Origin of the sequence: Streptomyces sp. NPDC001315 (genome assembly GCF_042896175.1) — a bacterium.
Taxonomy (GTDB): Bacteria; Actinomycetota; Actinomycetes; order Streptomycetales; family Streptomycetaceae; genus Streptomyces.
Genome location: NZ_JBIAWZ010000029.1, coordinates 63,058 through 81,304 on the forward strand (window position 1 = coordinate 63,058; position 18,247 = coordinate 81,304).

Genomic DNA, 18,247 nt, shown 5'->3' on the forward strand with positions numbered 1-18,247 from the left:
CCCCTGTCGCCTCCCGATTACGCCGAGCATTCACACGCCAACAAACCCCAAGAAGGACGGAGGCCGGACACTTTCCGTTGTACCTCCCTGAGCCACATACACATGTACGCCGACAGGTCACGGCGTTGCGCAGCCGATCGCGCACCCATGGCACAGCCCGCCTCTGCCGGACGCCCGATGCGCAGCCCACCGCCCCGCCGGGCAGGCTGCGCAGTCCGGCGGGCACCGGTTGCGCGGCACCATCGGCCACCGCCCCGGACGCACACTCGGCTGCGCGGCACCCCCCCGCATAGGCTGTCCGTCTCATCGATGCACCGCGACAAGGATCAGCCCATGCGCAGCACCAGGATCCGCCTGATCGAGCCCACCGATGCCGCCCCGATAGCCGCGCATCGGGTGCGGGACTTCGAGGCCTTCCGGCCGTGGGAACCGGCCCAACCGGCCGACTTCTACACCCCGGAGGGCCAGGCGGAGCGGATCGACAGGCTGCTGGCCGGATACCGGGCCGGCTCGGTCTGGCCGGGCGTGGTGCTCGCCGACGACCAAGTGATCGGGCAGGTCACCGTCGGAGGCATCCTGCCGCAGCCGCACCTGCGCCGCGGCTCCGTCGGATACTGGATCGCCGGCGTCGCCCAGAATCAAGGGCACGCCGGGCACGCCGTCGGGCTCGTACTCCGGGTGATGACGGACGAACTCGGTTTGCACCGCGCCGAGGCGTCCACCAATCTGGAGAATCTGCCGTCGCAGCGGGTGCTGCGCCGCAACGGGTTCAGCCCGTACGGCGTCGCGCACTCCTCGATCTTTCTCGACGGCAGCTGGCGGGACGCGCTGCTGTGGGAGCGGGTCCTCGGCGACTGACCTCGCCGTTTCGGTTGAGATGAGGCCGGAAGCGGGGAGGAAATACGAAAGTGCCTTCCGCGCTGGGACGATGAACCCTGTCGAGAGGTTCTGTCGGTCCAAGCCGAAGGCGCTTTCTGCGTGCCGGGTGTCGGTTCTCGTCCCAAGCTCCACGGCTCCACATCTCCACTGACGGTTCGTCGGTGGTCGGGCCAGCGAGCGCACGTTTGCCGGCGGATCTTGCCGATGCCACCGGTTCTGACCACCGCCTGCCCCACTGCGCTCAGGCCGCTGCGACCGCGTGGCACCGGGCACGATGTCCTGGCCCTCCGGATGGCCTGTTCGCCGTTGTCGAAGGGCACCAGCCGATCGAAGGCGAACGGGAGCACCTGGTCGTGTTCGGGGTCGGGGCGGGCGAGCAGGTTCGCGACCCTGCTCGTTGCGGCGCGGTTCGCCGGGACCCGGGGCGGGTGCGGGGGCCGTCCGGCGGTGATCTCCGCGTAGCGGGCGGTGAGGCGTTCGAGGGCACCCTGGGCCTGCCCGGTTCGCGGCGAGTTGTCTTGCTCACGCAGTGGGCCGTTGCTAAGCCTTGGGCACTCAACTCTAGGCAGGACGCTGTGTATCAAGAGCCCTCTCTTCCCGTTCCTCCGCGTTCACGTGTCCGGGCATTCATCTGCGCCGTCGCGGCCCTCGCCCTCGTGACGCTCACCGCCGCGACAAGTCCCACCGACGCGGCCCCCCGGACCGCGGCGGACCCGGCAGCCGTGGTCCGCGAGTGGAACGCCATCGCCACCGACACGATCAAGGCCAGCCTCGGCCCCCGCCCCTCCGGGCAGGTAGCGATCTGGGAGGGGTTCGTCTCCGTCGCCGTGTACAACGCCGTGGTGGGGATCGAAGGCGGCTACGCCCTGTACAAATGGCACGCGCGCGGTCCGGCCAAGGCGTCCTCCGCGGCGGCCGCCGCCACCGCGGCCCATGACGTGCTGCTCACCTACTTCCCTGCGCTCAGGGAGCGGCTCGACACCGCCTACGCGGACTCGCTCGCCGCACTTCCGGCCGGTCAGGCCAGAGACCAGGGCGTCGGCTACGGAAAGCGCGCCGCTGCCCGCGTCATCGAACTCCGGGAAGGGGACGGCAGGTTCGCGGACGTTGCCTTCACCGCTTCTCCGGCACCGGGGGTCTGGCGGCCCACCCCGCCCGCGTTCCAGCCCTTCATCGACACCTGGCTCGCCAGGCTGCGCCCCCTCCTGCTCGCCTCCCCGCAGCAGTTCCGCCCCGGCGCACCGCCCGCCCTCTCCTCGGCCGCTTACGCCGAGGATGTCCAGGAGTTGAAGGCCATGGGCGCGAAGACCGGCTCGGGCAGGAGCGCGCAGCAGACCGAGACCGCCCTCTTCTTCGGCGGCAACCTGGTCGAGCAGGTCCAGGCAGCCGTACGAGACCAGGCCGCCCGGCACCGGCTCGGCATCGCCGAGACGGCCCGGCTGTTCGCCGCGGTGAACGCGTCGGCCGGCGACGCCGTCGTCACGGCATGGGACGCCAAGCTCCACTACGGCACCTGGCGGCCGATCACCGCCATCCGCCTCGCCGACACCGACGGCAACCCCGCGACGACGGCAGACCCGGCCTGGGAACCGCTGCTCCTCACCCCTCCACACCCGGACTACATCGCCGGCCATACGACCGTCGCCGCTGCCGTGGCACGCGCCCTGACCGGCGTCCTCGGCACCTCGCGTATCGACCTCTACGTCCCCTCCGAGGTCACCGGCACCACGCGGTTCTACGGGTCTGCCGACGACCTCAATCGGGACGTCGTCGACGCCCGTGTGTGGGGCGGTGTCCACTCCCGCTCGGCGGACGTGGCCGGCTGCCGGGCCGGCACCCACGTGGCCGCCTGGGCGCTGGACCACTATTTCCAGCCGGTCGCCAAGAACGGCACCCAGCCGTCAGCATCGACACGACCGGCTCGGCAGGACAGGCTCGCCGAGCCCAGGTGCGGCGCCGACACCGACTGAACCACAGAGCAGCTCGAAGCGGTCGTGATCGTCGTCCATGACCGGCGCGACACGTCACGCGACGACACGTCACGCATCAGCCCGGGACGCATGTGGCCCCGGTTTCGGCAGGAGTGCCGAAACCGGGGCCACAGACGAAAAGCGTGGTCGTGAAGGGGCGGTCGCCTACGCGGCGAAAGGCTCTGCGGGGCTTCAGCCGAACGATCGTCCCAGCAGGCAATAGGTGAGGCCCGGGGACACTGTCCCCTTCACAACCACGCCTGCCTCAACCATCCGGACCCCGAAACCATTCCCAGCACGGGCCACCGGCCACCGGGCGGACCTCCGCGCCGGCTCGGGGGGAATCTCGGCACGAAGGCCCGCACCACCATCTTCCCCCCGAGCGCGACTTCGGGCCGCCTGCACGGTGCGGCGGGACTTCCTGCCGGCCACCTTCTTCGCAGTCGTCTGCTGGGCGGTGGTCTTCTTGACTGCCGCCCTCTTGGCCGGCTGGGGCGGTCGGGTCCCGGATCCGGATCAGATCCAGGTGGGCACGTGACCCTCGGCGTAGCGGGCGCCGAAGCCGCCGCGGGGCAGGATCGCGTCGATCGAGGCGAGGTCGGCCTCGGCCAGGGAGACGTCGGCGGCGCCGGCGTTCTCCTCGATGCGCTTGGGGCTGCGGGTGCCGGGGATGGGCACCACGTGCTCGCCACGGGTGAGCAGCCAGGCCAGGGCCAGCTGGGAGACGGTGATGCCCTTGGTCGCGGCCAGGTCGGCGAGCTTGTTGACGGCGTCGACGTTCTTCTCGAAGTTGCCGGACTGCCAGCGCGGGTCGAAGTTGCGCATGTCGGTTGCGTCGTATTCGCCGGCGGGCTTGGCGGCGCCGGTGATGAAGCCGCGGCCCAGCGGGGAGTAGGCGACGAAGCCGACGCCCAGTTCGTCCAGCACCGGGAAGAGCTGCTCGACGTCCCGCTCGAACAGGGAGTACTCGGTCTGCAGGACGGAGACCGGCTGAACGGAGTGGGCCTTGCGGATGGTCTGCGGGCCGGCCTCGCTCAGGCCGAAGTACTTGACCTTGCCCGCGTCGATCAACTCCTTGACGGTGCCGGCGACATCCTCGATCGGCACGTCCGGGTCGACACGGTGCTGGTAGAGGACGTCGATGTGGTCGACGCCGAGGTAGCGCAGGCTGTTGTCAGTGACCTTGCGGATGTTGTCGGGGCGGCTGTTGAGGCCCAGACCCTGCTCCGTCCGCTCGAAGCCGAACTTGGTGGCCAGGACGACCTCGTCGCGGAAGCCCTTGACCGCGTTGCCGAGCAGGATCTCGTTGGAGCCGGTGCCCCAGCCGTAGAGCTCGGCGGTGTCGAAGAAGGTGACGCCCAGTTCGTGGGCGCGCCGGATGGCGGCGACGCCCTCCTGCTCGTCGCCGGGGCCGTAGGCCATCGTCAGGTCCATCGAGCCGTAGCCGATCGCCGAGACCTCCAGGCCCTGGCTGCCGAGTGTCCTGTGCTGCATGACGCACTCCTCAGATCAAAACAAAATGTTTTGTTTTACCGTACGCCTTGAAGGCAGCCTTTGCCAAACAAACCATTTTGGTTAGGTAGTCTTAAGACATGACCTCTTCGACCAGCGCGGACTCGACCCGTGACCGCATCGTCACCGCGGCACGGGCCGAGTTCGCCCGGTACGGGATCGCCGGCGCACGGATCACCCGCATCGCCAAGGCCGCGAAGACCAGCTCGGAACGCCTCTACGCGTACTTCCGCAGCAAGGAAGAGCTCTACCGGTTCATCGCCGAACAGGAGATGGCCGCGGTGGCCGAGGCGACCCGCCTGGACCCCGCCGACCTGCCCGAATACGCCGGGCGGGTGCACGACTACTTCATACGGCACCCCGACCGCTTCCGGCTGATGAGCTGGGGCCGGCTGGAGTTCGCGGGCGATGCCGCCGATGCCGCCACCCAGGAGACCGTCCGCCGCAAGGTCGAGCAGCTCCGCAAGGCCCAGGAAGCCGGCCACCTGGATCCCGCCTGGGAGCCCATCGACATCCTCGTCTTCGTCAACCAGCTCGCCATGGCCTGGGCCGGACAGATCGATCTCGTGGACGCGGCCGCCGACCAGGTCCGCGACCCCTCCCTGGCAGCCCGCCGTACCGCCGTCGTCGCGGCCGTCCAGCGCCTCTTCCCCACCGCGAACCAACCCGCCGACGGCACCGACTGACCATCGACGGCCGCGTCACTCTGCACCCCGACTCGATGCGGACATGCCCCGTTTCTGAGCACGCCGCCCTTAAAGGCCGTGATCAGGCCGGGCTACCCCGCCGCCACCACCCGGAAGGCCGCGGTCGCGCGGCGTGCGACCGCCTCGGCGTACGGCACGAAGACGGCCGGGTCGGCGTGGTCGGTGATGCGCAGGCGCACCGCGACCTCGAACGTGTGGGTCGTGTGGTAGACGAGCCGGTCGGGGACCAGCGCCTGCGCGAACCGTTCGATCTCCCATTCCCACCACGTGTACCGGGTCGCCAGTCCGTTCGCGATGCTCTCACTGCTCACGACCGCCAGACCGTACGCACCGGACGGCTGCCGCATGAGGAGGATCCGGTCCGGGTGGTACGCGTCGTCGCGCCACTGCCCTGCGTACAGGTGTCCCGTCGGCATGTCCGGCGGTGTCCTGAGCCAGGTGGCGTCCGGCAGGCCGGACCAGGTGAAGTGCACCCACCAGCCGTGGCGCACCTCGTACGGCCTGTCCTTGACGGCGCTGATGCCGGGCCGGCCGGCCTCCTCCAGGGCTGCCGCGGTCGCGGTGATCGCCTGGGCCACCTTCCGTACGGCCTCCTCGCGGGCCCGCTGGTTGCGGACCGAGGCGCGGACGCGCTCCCACCAGGCGTCGATGTCACCGACCGTCTCCCGCAGCTCGGCGGGCCAGGCCTGCGGCGTCTCACCCCGCGCCGCCAGCTCCCGCGGAGTGCTCCCGCCGGGTAGAGGCCGGTCTGCGGCCGCCTGGCGCCACTCCCACTCCTCGAACCGGGCCCGGGCCTCCTCCCGCCGCCGTTCCTGTTCCCGGTAGGCCCGTCGGCCCGCCTCGATACGCTGGGCCTCCTGTTCGGCGATCCGCCGCTCCACGGCCTCCCGCACCGGCCGGTAGGCGGCTGCCGTGGGCTCCACCCGGTCCAGGAAGGCCGCCTTGGCCCTCCCGTACGTAGCCTCGGCCCACCGCCGGCTCACCAACCGCCTGCGCCATCGCCGGACACGCACCTCGACCCGCTCCAATTCCGCTATGGCAGGAGCGAGTTCATCCAGGTAGGCGAGGGCGGCGGCATTCCAGGCGGCCACCTCCTGCGGGGTGCCGGCCACTTGCACGCGGGTCCGCGACACGCGGGAGGAGCTGAGCACGCCCGAGGCGCCCTCGGCCTCGCCGACCTCCTCGGGGAACCAGTACACGGTGACGAGACCGGCATCGGCGATCGCGTGGTTCAGCCACGATATTTTCAGGGCCATGGCCCGAGGCTGCCCGCAAGGACCGCTCCGAAGTCCCGACTGAGGACACTGTCCAGGCCGATTCCTTCGGATCATCCGATCGTTGGTTTCGGCTGCCTCTCGGGGTGGGCTGAGGCGGGATCACCGGCAGATGACGACGCGATCGCGTTCAAGTACCGGACGGGGACAGCGTGGATGGAGGTACCTGAGCACGTCGGATCGTGGAAGCCGCCCACGACCGGCTGCGGAAGTGGGCCGCCGACGGCACCTGGGAGAAGGTCCTCACCGCCCTCCTGGCCCAGGTGTCCGCGCACGAGTGAACGTGCACCACCGGCCGTCGCGGTCGACGGCTGTTGCCTGCAGCGTCGGTGTCGGAGGAGCCGCGTCGCCTTCAGCACCCCAGAACACCAGGGGTACGGCCTTCTGTCAGGCGTTCTCGTCGTGGGTCCGCGCCCCCAGGTCCTGCGCCCACGCCAGCGCCCACGTCCTGAGCTCTTCGATCTGCCGGAAGGTGAGCCCGTACGCGGCGTAGTCCTCGTCCTCGTACCAGTCCGCGCCGGTGAGCCGGTCACGGAGGTTTTCCAGGCTGAACTCGTCGGGGGCGCGGCGGCGGCCGAGGGATTCGAGGTCGGCGGTGGAGCGGTGGCGGGAGGCGGCCCGAACGTCGATGAGGTCTCGGACGGTCCCGCGGTCGGCGAGGGCGCGGACCTTGGTGCCGATCACGTCGTCGAGGGAGAGGACGGGGCCGTAGGGGGTCTGGGCGGGCGGGGCCCAGAATGCCTCCTTGAGGACGTCGACCTCGCACTCCTCGCCGGTGGCCGGGTCGGTGACAAGGAAGCGGCCGCTGAGTGGGTCGGTCTGCACATGTGTGGTCCGCCAGCCGCGCGCGGTGAGGCCGGCTGTGAGGGCAGCGACGATCTCGTCCATCGGCGCGGGATTCTCGGTGGCGACGTCGAGGTCACGGCTGAAGCGTTCGACCAGGCCATGGGCCTGCACGGCGTATCCGCCGGTGAGGACCAGAGGATAGGGGGAGCCGAGGTCGAGGATGTCAGCAAGGAGACGCTCGTGGAGCGGGGTGAGCTTCACGCGGCCGCCGTGTCGGCCGGAGCGGTACGGGGCAGCTCGGGGAAGGCCTCCTCCCAGACCTCGCGGACATAGGGGCTGACCAAGCGACGCAGAACGGGCCACTGCTCGGCCAGCAGCCGGTGGTGCAGGCAGGCCGCCAGGTCCTCGCGCTGGCCCTCAGCCAGGACGGTCCTGTAGAGCGTCATGCGGGACTTCGGGCGGTCCAGACTGTAGCTCGTCCGCCCGGACCAGACGACGTGGAGCGGCAGGTCGACGGTGCCCTCGACGGGGCCGGCCAGCTCCTCAAGGCGCTCGGGCAACCGACTGCGGTAACGGTCCCGCAGCACCTCAGCGCGCTGGGCGGTGGTCCTCACATCCATGCATCCAGTATCGCTGGTAACGAGGCGGCACCGTGGCAGATACCCGGCTCTCCTTCCGGATGGGTGGATCAGGCGCCGTCCACCTCCCCGGCATCTCACCGGCGGACCCCTCACCGATGTCGAGCTGCCGACCACGACAATTCAGCGGTGGTGACCTGCCGAAACGCCGTCAGGCGCGGGATGGGCGGACAGTTGTCGGGCGGGTTGTCGGCCGGGCCGTGTCAAGGGACAGCAGGAGTTCCGCACTCGCGGACAGTTGATCTCCCCACTGGTGGACGTTGAAAGTCCCCGGTGGACAGTTGATCTCCCCGCTTGTGGGTCAGCCGAGCGGGACGACGCCTCGTCCGGTGGTCGCCTCGGCGAGGCGGTGGCTGTCGCCCTGCGTGACGACGACGTGGGCGTGATGCAGGAGCCGGTCGACGGTCGCGGTGGCGAGGGTCTTGGGCATGATCTCGTCGAATCCAGACGGATGAAGGTTGCTGCTGACGGCGAGACTCCGCCGTTCGTAGGCCGCATCGACCAGGCGATAGAAGCCCTCTGCGGCGTCGGGCGAGACGGGAAGGAGCCCGATGTCGTCAACGATGATCAAATCGGTTCGCGTGATCCGGGTGATCGCCTTCGAGACGGAGTCGTCGACGCGGTGACGGCGCATCAGGGCTCCGAGGTCCTCGATGGTGAACCAGGCGACGGTCATCCCCGCATCGACCGCCAACTGGCCGAGCGCCTCGCAGAAGTGCGACTTCCCGGTCCCGGAGGGGCCGACGACGCAGAGGTTTTCGCGTCGGCCGACCCATTCCAGGGTCCGCAGCGCGGAGCAACCTCATCCCCCTGTTCACCGCCGTCCTCGCCCTCCCGCTCGGCTTCTTCATGTCCAACGACGGCTACTGGTTCGGCGTCATCCCCGTCCTCGCCGAATCCGCCGCCCACTACGGCATCGACGCCAACGAGATCGCCCGCGCCGGCGCCATCGGCCAGATCCTCCACATGATGGGCCCCACCAGCGCCCCGCTGTGGGTCCTCCTCGGACTGGTCAAGGCCGAGCTGGGCGACTTCCAGAAGCACGCCCTGCGCTGGGGCGTCCCGGTCTCCGCCGCCTACATCGTGTTCGCTGTCATCACCGGTGCCATCAGCGTCCCGTGAGACGTCGGGCAGCGTCCCGCACCCTTCGCCACTCTGCCCGGCGGGCCGCACGCAGCCCGCCGGGCCAAAGGCGGCCCGCGGGCACACCGCCGGTGGCTGCGGGACGACCTCGGCGCGGAGGAGAGCCGCAGCCCGTTGTCAGTGGAGCGGTCATCGCGGCTGTCCAGCCGCCGGGCCTGTTGCGGGCCGGGGGGCTCAGCGCAGTCGGCGCACGCGCAGCACCAGGTCGTCGTGATGGTGCGCGCCGGCACCACCGTCGGGTGCCACGCGTGGCCGTTGCTCGTCCACCTCCACCTCCCAGTCGTCGTCGAGCAGATCGGCGACCATCGAGGGCCAGACGTAGTCAGCCGGGTCGAACCCGCTGTCGTGCGCCTGCCGGGTGTCCATCCCCGCGTGGTGTACGACCAGCAGCACGCCGCCGGGCGCGACGGCCGCGAGCAGCGCTCGCTCGGCCGCGGCGTCGGGAGTGCGCAGCAAGGCCGGGTACTGCACGGAAACCAGGTCGAAGGAGGCGGGCGGGAGCGCCGCCTCGGTGAGTGCGGCGTGTACCCAGTGAACGGCGAGGCCGGCGTCCCGCGCGTGCCCGGCCGCCCGCTCCAGCGCCACGCCCGAGACCTCGAGCGCGGTCACGTCCCAGCCGCCGCGCGCGAGCCAGACGGCGTCCGCGCCCTCACCGCAGCCGACGTCGAGCACTCGCCCGGGTGCGAGCCCGGCGACCTCGGCCACGAGCGCACCGTTGGGCCGGCCGCTCCACAACTGTGGTCGGTCGGCGTACCGGTTGTCCCACTCCTCCCGCACCGCGGGGTCTCCGACGTATCCGTCGGCATGCGAGGGGATGTCGGACGCGGGCGATCCTGCTGCGATGTTGTCGGTCACGGGCCCACCGTCGCCCACCGCGGTCCCGGTCTTCCACTCCTGTTGCCGGTCCGGCAAAACGGCGTCCAAGGGCGTCGCACCGGACGTCGTCCAGCAGACTGGCCGCAGCCTCCGACCTGCGCGGTCAAACCGTCTTCGGTCAATCTCCGATGGCAATCCATGCTCGCTGCCGGCCCATTCCCCTACGGGGCGCCGCTGGACCGGCATGCACTCTGATCGTGGACGGGCAGGCGGATCCGGCGACGGTGGCACCGTTCCGGGCCGATGGCACGAGGCTGCTCGCGCCGGTCACTTCCGCTCCAGCGCGGCCAGCCGCAGCTCAAGTTGGTCAACCCGGTGCCGTAGCAGGGTGACCTGGGCTTCCAGGCTGACTTCTCGTTCCGCCCTGCGCTGAATCCGCGGTGACGCGGCGGCGCGCTCGATCACCGCGTCCAGCTGGACCAGGCGCTGCGGCCCGTTCGGGCCGTCCACCAACCGGGACTGGATCTCGCCGTTGCGGTACCAGGACCGCAGGGCCGAGCGGGAAACGCCGGTCTCGGCTTCCGCCTTGGCCAGCGTGACCCAGGGTGTCTCGTCCAGCTGCTCGAACAGCTCCAGCTCGTTCTGCCAGCGCGCGAGCCGGTCCTCCCAGTCCGACGGTGTCTCCATCGCACCCTCCCTTCAGCATGGTGACCCTGTCAATAACAGTGTATTGACAGGGTTGAGAGCATGGAACCATGCCATTTGAACGGTTCACGGTGGAAGCCCGCAAGGTGGTCGTCACGGCTCAGGAGGAGGCGAGGCTGCTCAAGCACAACTACATCGGCACGGAGCACATCCTGTTGGGGCTGCTCGACGCGCCGGACAGCACGGCAGCGAAAGTCCTGCGCCAGCTCGGGTACGACAAGGAGACGGCGCAGGACGACATCGCCGCGGTGGCCAAGCCCGGCACGCAGGAGCTGAGCGGCCATATCCCGTTCGCGCCGAGCGCGAAGAAGACGCTGGACCTCGCCCTGCGCGAGGCGCAGCAGCTGCACCACACCTCCATCGGTACCGAACACATCCTGCTCGCCCTGGTCACCGGGGACGGTCAGGACGTCGGCGCGAAGGTTCTTGCCGAGCGGATCAATCCGATCAGCAAGATCCGTGCCGCGGTGCTGGCCGCACTGGAGGGATCGCAGGACGTTGCGGCCGGCCCATGGCCGGCCGGCACACCTGCCACCGAGGACACCGTGTCCACCGCCAGCGCTCTGGCCGGTGGCGCACCGGTCGGCAGCCATCACCTGCTTGAGGCGATGCTGCGGGCGGAGAACAGCATGGCGGCCCGGGTGCTGCGCGAACTCGGGGTCGACCCGGACGCCGTCGCCGCCAAGATCGACGAACTGGATCCGGAGACGACCACGGACGCGAACCCGGAGGAGGCCGCCGCGCGCAAGATGGAAATCCGGCTGGTCGACGATGAGGTGCACCTGATCCTGCGGGACCCGACAACGGTCACGGTCGCCAAGAAGGTCACCGAGCTGTCCGGCGGCCCGATCCAGGGCGTCGGACCGGTCGCCGGCATGTTCGTCCCGCTCTGGCGGTCGACCAACCAGCTGCTGCTGCAGATCCAGCGCATGCTGGAACCGGAACCCGAAGACGAGGACGGATCCGCCGCGAACAACGTGGCCAAGACCGTGCGCGCGGTGCTCGCGCCCCGGCTCCGCCGGTAAACCGGCTGATCGGCGGGCCGGGAACTGTCGGTGCGACAGGCGAGGACCGGGGGCGAGCAGCCGGTCAAGACCGCGCGGCCGGCGAACCGGAATCGGTCCGGCTGCGGCCGTACGCCCCGGTCGTGGACATGGCCACGACCGGGGAGGGCACCGGCGAGGTGTCCGGCTCGGCGGCGGGACCGGAGCGGCGGTCGTCCAGCTGGCCGGAGGGCTATGGCTCTCGGTTCACCGTTCCTGGGGCCTGAGCGGGAGTAAGTCCTGTATCCAGGACCGCTGTTGCTCGGCCGCGTGCCCCGGACGGTGTTGGGCCCGCCGGTCGCCCGCTTTCGCTCCGCGTCCGGGCGGCACGGCATCTGGTGCGTGGTCCTTCCGGCACAAGTGCGGGAAGGACACACCCCTCTCCTCCCGAGGAGGCGCCGAAAGCGCCGGCCTCTGGCGTGGATCGGCGGGTCTGGCTCGGAGCCGAGCCGAGCCGAGCCGAGCCGTGGCCACGGGGCGCCCCGGCGGCAGTCGTATGCGAGGCGGCCCGGCTCATTCCGACGGCCCGGGCCCTCGAGCGGCGCACTCGACGCGAGTCGGCCTCGCCTCGACCGCCGCGCACATGGGCGGAACCTGAGAAGGCGGCCTCGCCCTCTCAGGTGTGTCCCCCGTCCAAGGCTTTCCCAGCCCTCTACTGCGCGGCAGTACCCTGGGGCCATGACGGTCGATCAGAGCCATGATGCGGCGGCGTGCAAGCAGGTCGACTCCGGCATCACACGTGTTTTCCAGCTGCTCGGCAAGCGCTGGACCGGTCCGATCGTGGCCGTCCTGACCGGCGGGCCGGCGTTCTTCGGCGACCTGCGCCGGGCGGTGCCCGGGATCAGCGAACGGATGCTCTCCGACCGACTCACCGAACTCGGCGGTGCCAGGCTGGTCGTGCGCGAGGTGGACGAGGGGCCACCGCTGCGGGTCTCGTACCGGCTGACGGACGCGGGAGCGGCACTGGGACCGGCCCTCAAGCAGCTCGGGGCGTGGGCGGACACATATCTTCCGGAGGATGATCGGCTCGGCAGCTGCTGACAGGTGTGGGAGCCGGAGGAGTTGGACGCCGGGTTCCGGGTCGAGGCCGGCCCAGAGGCGGAACGTCCCGTCAAGGGCGGCTTCGGCGTCGCCTGCGGCGATGACCTTCGGTCACCTTGACCGGCCATTCCGGCTCTTGGCCGGGGGTTGATCATCGGGTGGCCCCTCCCGTGTGGCGCCCGGTCAACCGGCATGGGCTTGTCCGGACTGGGCTTGTCCGGACTGGGTCTTGGCGTGGGCGAGGCGGTAGACACCCATGCGAGGTCCTGGTCGAAGTCCCCCAGAACAGTGATCTCGTCCGTCAGCTCCAGAGCGTCGAAACCGTTCTCGTACGACCCGTTGACACCCGGCAGGCCCCCTCCTAGTGTCGCGCCAACATGCCGACCAAGTAACGAGATTTCGAACGGCCGAGAGGCAAGTGTCCTGCGCGTTACCGGAATCAGCACATGCGTGGTCGAGCCGCCTGAGCCCAGACTTGGGAACCCTCGCGGACAGCCTGAGGGGCCATCACCTCATTGCATGTCGACGGAGGTTCGCTTCCCGTAGAGCATGCACACCAGGACCCCGGATGGCCTCGGGGGCTACATGTGGAAGCCAAGAAGCCGCCGAGCGGCTCCTCACCGGCGCACCGTTCTGCCCGAGGTCCGGTCCGCTCATTCACCACCTTCCAATAGATACGCCTTCCTCTCAACGACGAGAAGAACAAGGAACGATCACCATGCGCAACCGAAGAGCCGTCCTCGCCGGGGCCACCTCACTCGTCCTCGCCTTGTCCGCCTGCGCCCTGAGCGGTGGGGGCGAGAGTTCCTCCTCCAAGGCGGGCACTGTCGGCATCGCCATGCCGACCCGGACTTCGGAGCGCTGGCTCACCGACGGCAAGAGCATCATCGACGATCTGCAGGCCAAGGGCTACAAGACCAGGCTTGTCTACGGCGGGGACAACCCCGAGAAGCAGGCCTCACAGATCGCGAGCCTGATCAAGCAGGACGTCGACGCGCTGATCATCGCGGCCATCGACAACAAGTCGCTGACCGACGTACTCCAGCAAGCTGCCGACGCGGACATCCCGGTGATCTCCTACGACCGGCTCATCCTCGGTACCAAGAACGTCGACTACTACGTCTCCTTCGACAACGAGCAGGTCGGCCGGCTCCAGGCCCGCTACATCATCGACAAGCTCGGCCTGGAGGACGGCAAAGGCCCCTTCACCATCGAACTGTTCGCCGGCTCGAGCGACGACAACAACACCAGGTACTTCTACGAGGGTTCGATGCACCTCCTGCAGCCGTACCTGGACAGCAAGCAACTGGTCGTCCAGTCCGGCCAGACCCGGCTCGACCAGATCACCACGCTGCGCTGGGACGGACCCACGGCGCAAAAACGCATGACCAGCATCCTCGGCGAGTCGTACAGCAGCCAGAGGGTCGACGCGGTCCTGTCGCCGTACGACGGCATCTCCATCGGCGTTCTGTCCGCGCTGAAGTCAGACGGATACGGCTCCGACGGCAAGCCCCTGCCGATCGTCACCGGGCAGGACGCCGAACTGACCTCGGTGAAGTCGATCATCAAGGGCCAGCAATCGCAGACCGTCTACAAGGACCTTCGCGAGCTCGCCGACGTGGCCGCGACCATGGCCGACGACATACTCAACGACAGGAGGCCGAGGGTCAACGACAGATACTCCTACAACAACGGCGTGAAGGTCGTGCCCGCGTACCTGTTGCAGCCGGAGACCGTCGACAAGAGCAACTACGAGAAAATTCTGGTCGTGGGCGGCTACTACACGGCCGCTGACCTCAATTGACCCGGTTCCGAGGCCACCAGGGCCGCACGCTCCAGGGTGGTCTCGTCGCGGGACAGCGCGAGACAGACGATCCGGCCGATGCGGAATTCCACCCGGTCCCGGATCAGCGGTTCCTCGGTGGGCGCCAACGCGATCGCCAGGCGCCATACGTCCTCGACGGTGACCATCTCTCCCCTCCTGTGTGGAACTGATCGGCCCCAGGTGGTCCCGGCTCTTCCTCAACGGGTGGATGCTCGTCGGTTGTTCGGCCGCAGTTGACAGAGCGCGCCGTCGATCCGCGGCTACGTCGTCAGGTGGGAGTGCCGGCGGCGCTTCAGGCATCGATCGCAGCGCCAACAGCTGTACCGATGTTCCCCGAGGCCGGTGACGCCCGCGAGTTCGTGGAAACTGAAGGTTCTTCAGCGCGAACCCGAGGGTGCGGTGTCCGGATTCAAGGAGATGGCCCCGTCGGCTCGGGGTCAACTCGCGGGGTGAGGGAGAACCTTTGAATCTCCTCACCCTGTGCTGAGGATGGCCCCGGAGTTGCTCGCCCTGATTCCTCAGGCGTGCACGTGCTGATCTGCGGGTGGATGCCGAACTTGAGGGCTGGCTCTTGGTCGGGTGGCTGGATGGGTACGAGGGCTGGGACGGGGCGGTCTGGGGTGGGTGGGCTCTCTCTCCTGGGCGGTAACAGGTGCTGTGGGGGGGCGGGCTCAGGGTTCGATGACGAGGCGTTCGATGAGGTCGTCGCGCAGCGTGAACCGGTAGCGGAGATCGATGGTGCCGCCGGGGAAGTTGCCTTCGAGGTGGTGTGTGGCGATGTAGTGGGCCGTGTCGATCTCCTGAGCGTTCGTGAGGTGGATGGTGTAGGTGAATTCGGTGGCGGATCGGTCCAGCCACTGCTCAATCGCGGCGCTGCCCTGGTAGGCGTTGCCGTCGTCGATCACTGTGGCGTCGTCGGTGAACGTCGTGACCGCGGTGGCGGTGTCGTGGGCGCGGTGCGCTGTGAGGTAGCGGGTGATCACCTCGGGCAGGGAGTCCGGGGTGATGGTCCGGGGCTGGTTGTCGTGCATGACGCTCCTGATGGTGGTGGCGGGTTCAGACGGTGGGGGTGGTGCCGCCGTCGATGACGTGTTCGGCGCCGACGATGGCCGAGGCGCGGTCGGAGACGAGGAAGGCGACGAGCTCGGCAACTTCCTCGGGCTGGTTGGGACGGCCGAGCGGGATGCCTCCCAGGGAGTCCATGAGCCGGCCCAGCGCCGCTTCCTGGGTGATACCGGCGTCGTGGGCGATCCGGGCGACGAGGTTGTCGGCGGCCGAGGTCTGGACGAAGCCGGGTGAGACGGTGTTGACGCGGACGCCGTGGGGGGCGACCTCGTTGGCCAGTCCTTTGCTGTAGGTCGTCAGGGCGGCTTTGGCGGCGGCGTAGGCCAGGGTGCCGTTCCACAGCGGCATGCGGCGCTGGATCGAGGTGACGTGCACGATCGCGCCCCTGCCTTTGGCGAGCATGTGCGGTAGGAGTGCGCGGTCCAGGCGGACGGCGGCCAGCAGGTTCGTGTTCAGCTCCTTTGCCCAGTCGTCCTCGCCGAGCGCGGCGAATCCTCCTGCCGGTGCCTCGGAGCCGCCGAGGGTGTTGACCAGGATGTCGACGCCTCCCACGCGGGCGTCCACCTCGGAGGCGACGTGGGCGGCGCCTCCGGCGGTGGACAGGTCGGCGGCGATGAAGGTCTTCTCCTCGACGTCGTCGGGGCGGCTGCGGGCGGTGACCAGCACGGTCGCACCGGCCTGGGCCAGGCGTCGGGCGATGGCGGCTCCGGTGCCCTTGGTGCCGCCGGTGACCAGAGCGCGTCGGCCTTCGAGGGATTCGCTGATGGATGTGGTCACGTTGTGCTCCGTTCCCGGGCGCGGGTATACGAGGCGCCACTCCCGTCTTTACTGCTAAAATAGAAGCTACTAACTTCGACTTTAGCAGTAACTGAGAGGATGGTCGCTGTGGCAAGCCGGATCAGGCTGGAGGACCGGGAGTGCCCGCTGTCCACGACGGTGGAACACGTCGGCGAGTGGTGGACATTGCTGATCCTCCACGACGCCTTCGACGGCTACACCCGCTTCGACCAGTTCCAGGAGAGCCTGGGCATCTCCTCCAGCATGCTCACCACCCGACTGAAGACCCTGGTCGCGGACGGTCTGCTGGAGCGTCGGCCCTACCAGACCAGCCCCGTCAGGCACGAGTACGTCCTGACCGAACTCGGGCGCTCCCTGCGCCCGGTGATCGTCGCCCTGGCCGCGTGGGGCAATTCCCGCCTCACGCCGACGGAGCGCAGCATGATCCTCGTCGACGCGGACAGCGGCGAGGAAGTCGAGCCCGTGGTCGTCGACGCCAAAACCGGCCGCCGACTCGACGACAGCGCCGCCTACGTCTTCACCGCGGGCCCCGCAGCCAGCGACGCGATGCGCAGCCGCTACGCGGCACGGCCGGCCATTCCCGCGGAAGAGGCGAAAGCAGACCCGGAAGATTCTCGTACAGCCTTGAGCAGGGCCGCGAGCACGGGCGCACCTGACCAGCCTCGCGGCACCGGCTTGTCGCCGGCGTGATACCTGCCAACCCTCCTTAGTCGTTGAGAACTGGATCAAGTGAGGCGAGGGCAACACCCCTCACCTTCGGCCCGACTGTGGATCGGTCGGACGAGGTGAGAACGCTTCAAGAATCCCGAAGTTACGTCACAAGTCCGCAGAGCACCCGAGGGAGGAACAACCTCCCTGGTCACGGGCGCAGGGACTCAGCGGGGCTCAGGTGAACTCGCGGGATGTCGCACACCAGGGCCCGAACGGCGGCGCCGCATGGAGGGTGTCGGCGTTGACGGACACATGCACTGCTCTACGCGGTTGCCCCGGGCAGAGTGACCACGTTCGGCGCCGGATGTGAAAGACCAAGCTGGAACCTGACGAGTTCCTCACATGTGTCGCCCAAGATCGGCTCATGCTCAAACATCGACCTCGTGCCGCCCTGCTCGCCGCCTCCCTGTTCCTGACGGGATGCGGCGGCGGGGCCGTGGCGTCGCCGGGCCACCCGTCCGCAGCCCCGTCCCACACGAGCACCACAACCCCGACGCCCTCGTCGAAGACGTCCGTCGAGGCCGCCCCGCTGCAGCCGCGCGGCCTCGGCCCGAAGACGCTGGCCCGGATCCCGTCCGACGCCCGCCAGCTGGTCGTCGTGACCGGCCGCGGCAAGAACTCCCCGCTGTCCACGGTCGTGCTGTACGAGCGGAACGAGACCGGCTGGCAGGCCGGCGCGACCTGGCCGGCCCACAACGCGCTCAAGGGCTGGTCCGACCACCACATGGGCGGCGATCTGCGCTCACCCATCGGCGTCTTCGGCCTCACCGACGCGGGAGGGCTGCTGCGCAACCCCGGCACCAAGCTGCCCTACGACCACGGCTACGGCTTCACCTCGCCCGGGACGGGATTCGAGGGCGAGTCCCTGGCCGGATCCTTCGACTATGTGGTCGCCATCAACTACAACCGCCAACCGGGCACCACACCTCTCGACTGGACCCGACCTCTCGGGCAGGCGCGCGGCGGCGGCATATGGTTCCATGTCGACCACGGCGGCCCCACCCACGGGTGTGTGAGCATCGCCGAGACACATATGAAGGAGCTTCTCCGGACGCTGGATCCCGCCCGCCATCCCGTCGTCGCGATGGGGGACTCCGCGTCCCTCGCCCGCTGACCCGCTCAGGATCCGCCGAGTGCGTGCACATCGGGCGACCCTCGCCGAGATCGGCGTCAACGTATGCTCCGTGGACCGGAAGCCCCGGCTGTTGGTGTGGGCGGAACCGGGCCGGGGCTTCGCCCTTGAGCGCTCGCACGCGCGGACGGGCAGGAGGTGTGCGCCGTGCTCCGCCTGGACCGGCTGCCGGGCGGCGCCGAGGCGGTCGTGCCGGTGGTAA

The 18,247-nt window shown here is 69.3% G+C and carries 17 protein-coding genes and 2 pseudogenes; 9 read left to right on the forward strand and 10 right to left on the reverse strand.

Going from position 1 to position 18,247, the window contains the following annotated elements:
• Positions 1-333 precede the first annotated feature (333 nt).
• Positions 334-858, forward strand: a complete 525-nt coding sequence (locus ACFY16_RS39395; protein WP_390652043.1) for a GNAT family N-acetyltransferase — start codon at positions 334-336, stop codon at positions 856-858.
• A gap of 677 nt (positions 859-1,535) precedes the next feature.
• Complete coding sequence (locus tag ACFY16_RS39400; RefSeq protein WP_390652044.1) at positions 1,536-2,849, forward strand: vanadium-dependent haloperoxidase; 1,314 nt, start codon at positions 1,536-1,538, stop codon at positions 2,847-2,849.
• A gap of 516 nt (positions 2,850-3,365) precedes the next feature.
• On the opposite strand, the gene ACFY16_RS39405 is transcribed toward ACFY16_RS39400, so the two are convergent.
• Positions 3,366-4,343 (reverse strand): aldo/keto reductase, encoded by a 978-nt coding sequence (locus tag ACFY16_RS39405; RefSeq protein WP_390652045.1) that lies wholly within the window; start codon positions 4,341-4,343, stop codon positions 3,366-3,368.
• A gap of 98 nt (positions 4,344-4,441) precedes the next feature.
• Between ACFY16_RS39405 and ACFY16_RS39410 the strand changes: the two genes are divergently transcribed.
• Positions 4,442-5,047, forward strand: a complete 606-nt coding sequence (locus tag ACFY16_RS39410; RefSeq protein ID WP_390652046.1) for a TetR family transcriptional regulator — start codon at positions 4,442-4,444, stop codon at positions 5,045-5,047.
• 92 nt (positions 5,048-5,139) lie between these two features.
• Here the strand turns inward: ACFY16_RS39410 and ACFY16_RS39415 are convergent, their stop codons facing one another.
• From ACFY16_RS39415 to ACFY16_RS39430, 4 genes and pseudogenes are all read right to left on the reverse strand, one after another.
• A complete protein-coding gene (locus ACFY16_RS39415; RefSeq protein ID WP_390652047.1) occupies positions 5,140-6,324 on the reverse strand; it encodes a hypothetical protein in 1,185 nt (394 codons plus the stop codon).
• Positions 6,325-6,729: 405 nt separating this feature from the next.
• Positions 6,730-7,389 carry a nucleotidyl transferase AbiEii/AbiGii toxin family protein gene (locus ACFY16_RS39420; protein WP_390652048.1) on the reverse strand — a complete coding sequence of 220 codons (660 nt, stop codon included), beginning with the start codon at positions 7,387-7,389 and terminating at the stop codon, positions 6,730-6,732.
• Positions 7,386-7,748: a hypothetical protein gene (locus ACFY16_RS39425; protein WP_390652049.1), complete on the reverse strand. Its 363-nt coding sequence runs from the start codon at positions 7,746-7,748 to the stop codon at positions 7,386-7,388. The genes ACFY16_RS39420 and ACFY16_RS39425 overlap by 4 nt, the downstream gene beginning before the upstream one ends.
• A 319-nt stretch (positions 7,749-8,067) precedes the next feature.
• Positions 8,068-8,559: pseudogene (locus ACFY16_RS39430) on the reverse strand (ATP-binding protein); the annotation flags it as partial.
• A 56-nt stretch (positions 8,560-8,615) separates the two neighbouring features.
• Between ACFY16_RS39430 and ACFY16_RS39435 the strand changes: the two are divergent.
• On the forward strand, positions 8,616-8,888 hold the full coding sequence (locus ACFY16_RS39435) for a hypothetical protein (protein WP_390652050.1): 273 nt from the start codon (positions 8,616-8,618) through the stop codon (positions 8,886-8,888).
• 195 nt (positions 8,889-9,083) lie between these two features.
• Here the strand turns inward: ACFY16_RS39435 and ACFY16_RS39440 are convergent, their stop codons facing one another.
• Complete coding sequence (locus tag ACFY16_RS39440; protein ID WP_390652051.1) at positions 9,084-9,764, reverse strand: class I SAM-dependent methyltransferase; 681 nt, start codon at positions 9,762-9,764, stop codon at positions 9,084-9,086.
• Positions 9,765-10,052: 288 nt separating this feature from the next.
• On the reverse strand, positions 10,053-10,412 hold the full coding sequence (locus ACFY16_RS39445; RefSeq protein ID WP_252841671.1) for a hypothetical protein: 360 nt from the start codon (positions 10,410-10,412) through the stop codon (positions 10,053-10,055).
• Positions 10,413-10,480: 68 nt separating this feature from the next.
• On the opposite strand from ACFY16_RS39445, the gene ACFY16_RS39450 reads away from it, so the two are divergent.
• From ACFY16_RS39450 to chvE, 3 genes are all read left to right on the forward strand, one after another.
• The gene (locus ACFY16_RS39450; RefSeq protein WP_390652052.1) at positions 10,481-11,455 is read left to right on the forward strand and encodes a Clp protease N-terminal domain-containing protein; all 975 of its coding nucleotides are present in this window, start codon (positions 10,481-10,483) and stop codon (positions 11,453-11,455) included.
• Between the two features lie 696 nt (positions 11,456-12,151).
• Positions 12,152-12,514, forward strand: coding sequence for a winged helix-turn-helix transcriptional regulator (locus ACFY16_RS39455; protein ID WP_390652053.1), 363 nt, complete (start codon positions 12,152-12,154; stop codon positions 12,512-12,514).
• 718 nt (positions 12,515-13,232) lie between these two features.
• A complete protein-coding gene (chvE, locus tag ACFY16_RS39460) occupies positions 13,233-14,318 on the forward strand; it encodes a multiple monosaccharide ABC transporter substrate-binding protein (RefSeq protein WP_390652054.1) in 1,086 nt (361 codons plus the stop codon).
• On the opposite strand, the gene ACFY16_RS39465 is transcribed toward chvE, so the two are convergent.
• The 3 genes from ACFY16_RS39465 to ACFY16_RS39475 form a co-directional block, all read right to left on the reverse strand.
• The gene (locus ACFY16_RS39465) at positions 14,294-14,485 is read right to left on the reverse strand and encodes a hypothetical protein (RefSeq protein ID WP_390652055.1); all 192 of its coding nucleotides are present in this window, start codon (positions 14,483-14,485) and stop codon (positions 14,294-14,296) included. The genes chvE and ACFY16_RS39465 overlap by 25 nt on opposite strands.
• A 525-nt stretch (positions 14,486-15,010) precedes the next feature.
• On the reverse strand, positions 15,011-15,370 hold the full coding sequence (locus ACFY16_RS39470; RefSeq protein ID WP_390652056.1) for a nuclear transport factor 2 family protein: 360 nt from the start codon (positions 15,368-15,370) through the stop codon (positions 15,011-15,013).
• 25 nt (positions 15,371-15,395) lie between these two features.
• Positions 15,396-16,181, reverse strand: coding sequence for an SDR family oxidoreductase (locus ACFY16_RS39475; RefSeq protein ID WP_390652057.1), 786 nt, complete (start codon positions 16,179-16,181; stop codon positions 15,396-15,398).
• A 99-nt stretch (positions 16,182-16,280) separates the two neighbouring features.
• On the opposite strand from ACFY16_RS39475, the pseudogene ACFY16_RS39480 reads away from it, so the two are divergent.
• A pseudogene (locus tag ACFY16_RS39480) lies at positions 16,281-16,790 on the forward strand (winged helix-turn-helix transcriptional regulator); the annotation flags it as partial.
• A gap of 487 nt (positions 16,791-17,277) precedes the next feature.
• Positions 17,278-18,027 carry a L,D-transpeptidase family protein gene (locus ACFY16_RS39485; RefSeq protein ID WP_390652058.1) on the forward strand — a complete coding sequence of 250 codons (750 nt, stop codon included), beginning with the start codon at positions 17,278-17,280 and terminating at the stop codon, positions 18,025-18,027.
• Positions 18,028-18,247: the final 220 nt, after the last annotated feature.

Excerpts from the sequence above, each read along its gene's own strand:
- ACFY16_RS39485 (WP_390652058.1), top strand. The coding sequence starts at position 17,278 with ATGCTCAAACATCGACCTCGTGCCGCCCTGCTCGCCGCCTCCCTGTTC.
- chvE (WP_390652054.1), top strand. The coding sequence starts at position 13,233 with ATGCGCAACCGAAGAGCCGTCCTCGCCGGGGCCACCTCACTCGTCCTC.
- ACFY16_RS39470 (WP_390652056.1), bottom strand. The coding sequence starts at position 15,370 with ATGCACGACAACCAGCCCCGGACCATCACCCCGGACTCCCTGCCCGAG.
- ACFY16_RS39445 (WP_252841671.1), bottom strand. The coding sequence starts at position 10,412 with ATGGAGACACCGTCGGACTGGGAGGACCGGCTCGCGCGCTGGCAGAAC.
- ACFY16_RS39425 (WP_390652049.1), bottom strand. The coding sequence starts at position 7,748 with ATGGATGTGAGGACCACCGCCCAGCGCGCTGAGGTGCTGCGGGACCGT.
- ACFY16_RS39465 (WP_390652055.1), bottom strand. The coding sequence starts at position 14,485 with ATGGTCACCGTCGAGGACGTATGGCGCCTGGCGATCGCGTTGGCGCCC.
- ACFY16_RS39395 (WP_390652043.1), top strand. The coding sequence starts at position 334 with ATGCGCAGCACCAGGATCCGCCTGATCGAGCCCACCGATGCCGCCCCG.
- ACFY16_RS39455 (WP_390652053.1), top strand. The coding sequence starts at position 12,152 with ATGACGGTCGATCAGAGCCATGATGCGGCGGCGTGCAAGCAGGTCGAC.
- ACFY16_RS39415 (WP_390652047.1), bottom strand. The coding sequence starts at position 6,324 with ATGGCCCTGAAAATATCGTGGCTGAACCACGCGATCGCCGATGCCGGT.
- ACFY16_RS39410 (WP_390652046.1), top strand. The coding sequence starts at position 4,442 with ATGACCTCTTCGACCAGCGCGGACTCGACCCGTGACCGCATCGTCACC.
- ACFY16_RS39405 (WP_390652045.1), bottom strand. The coding sequence starts at position 4,343 with ATGCAGCACAGGACACTCGGCAGCCAGGGCCTGGAGGTCTCGGCGATC.
- ACFY16_RS39450 (WP_390652052.1), top strand. The coding sequence starts at position 10,481 with ATGCCATTTGAACGGTTCACGGTGGAAGCCCGCAAGGTGGTCGTCACG.
- ACFY16_RS39435 (WP_390652050.1), top strand. The coding sequence starts at position 8,616 with ATGTCCAACGACGGCTACTGGTTCGGCGTCATCCCCGTCCTCGCCGAA.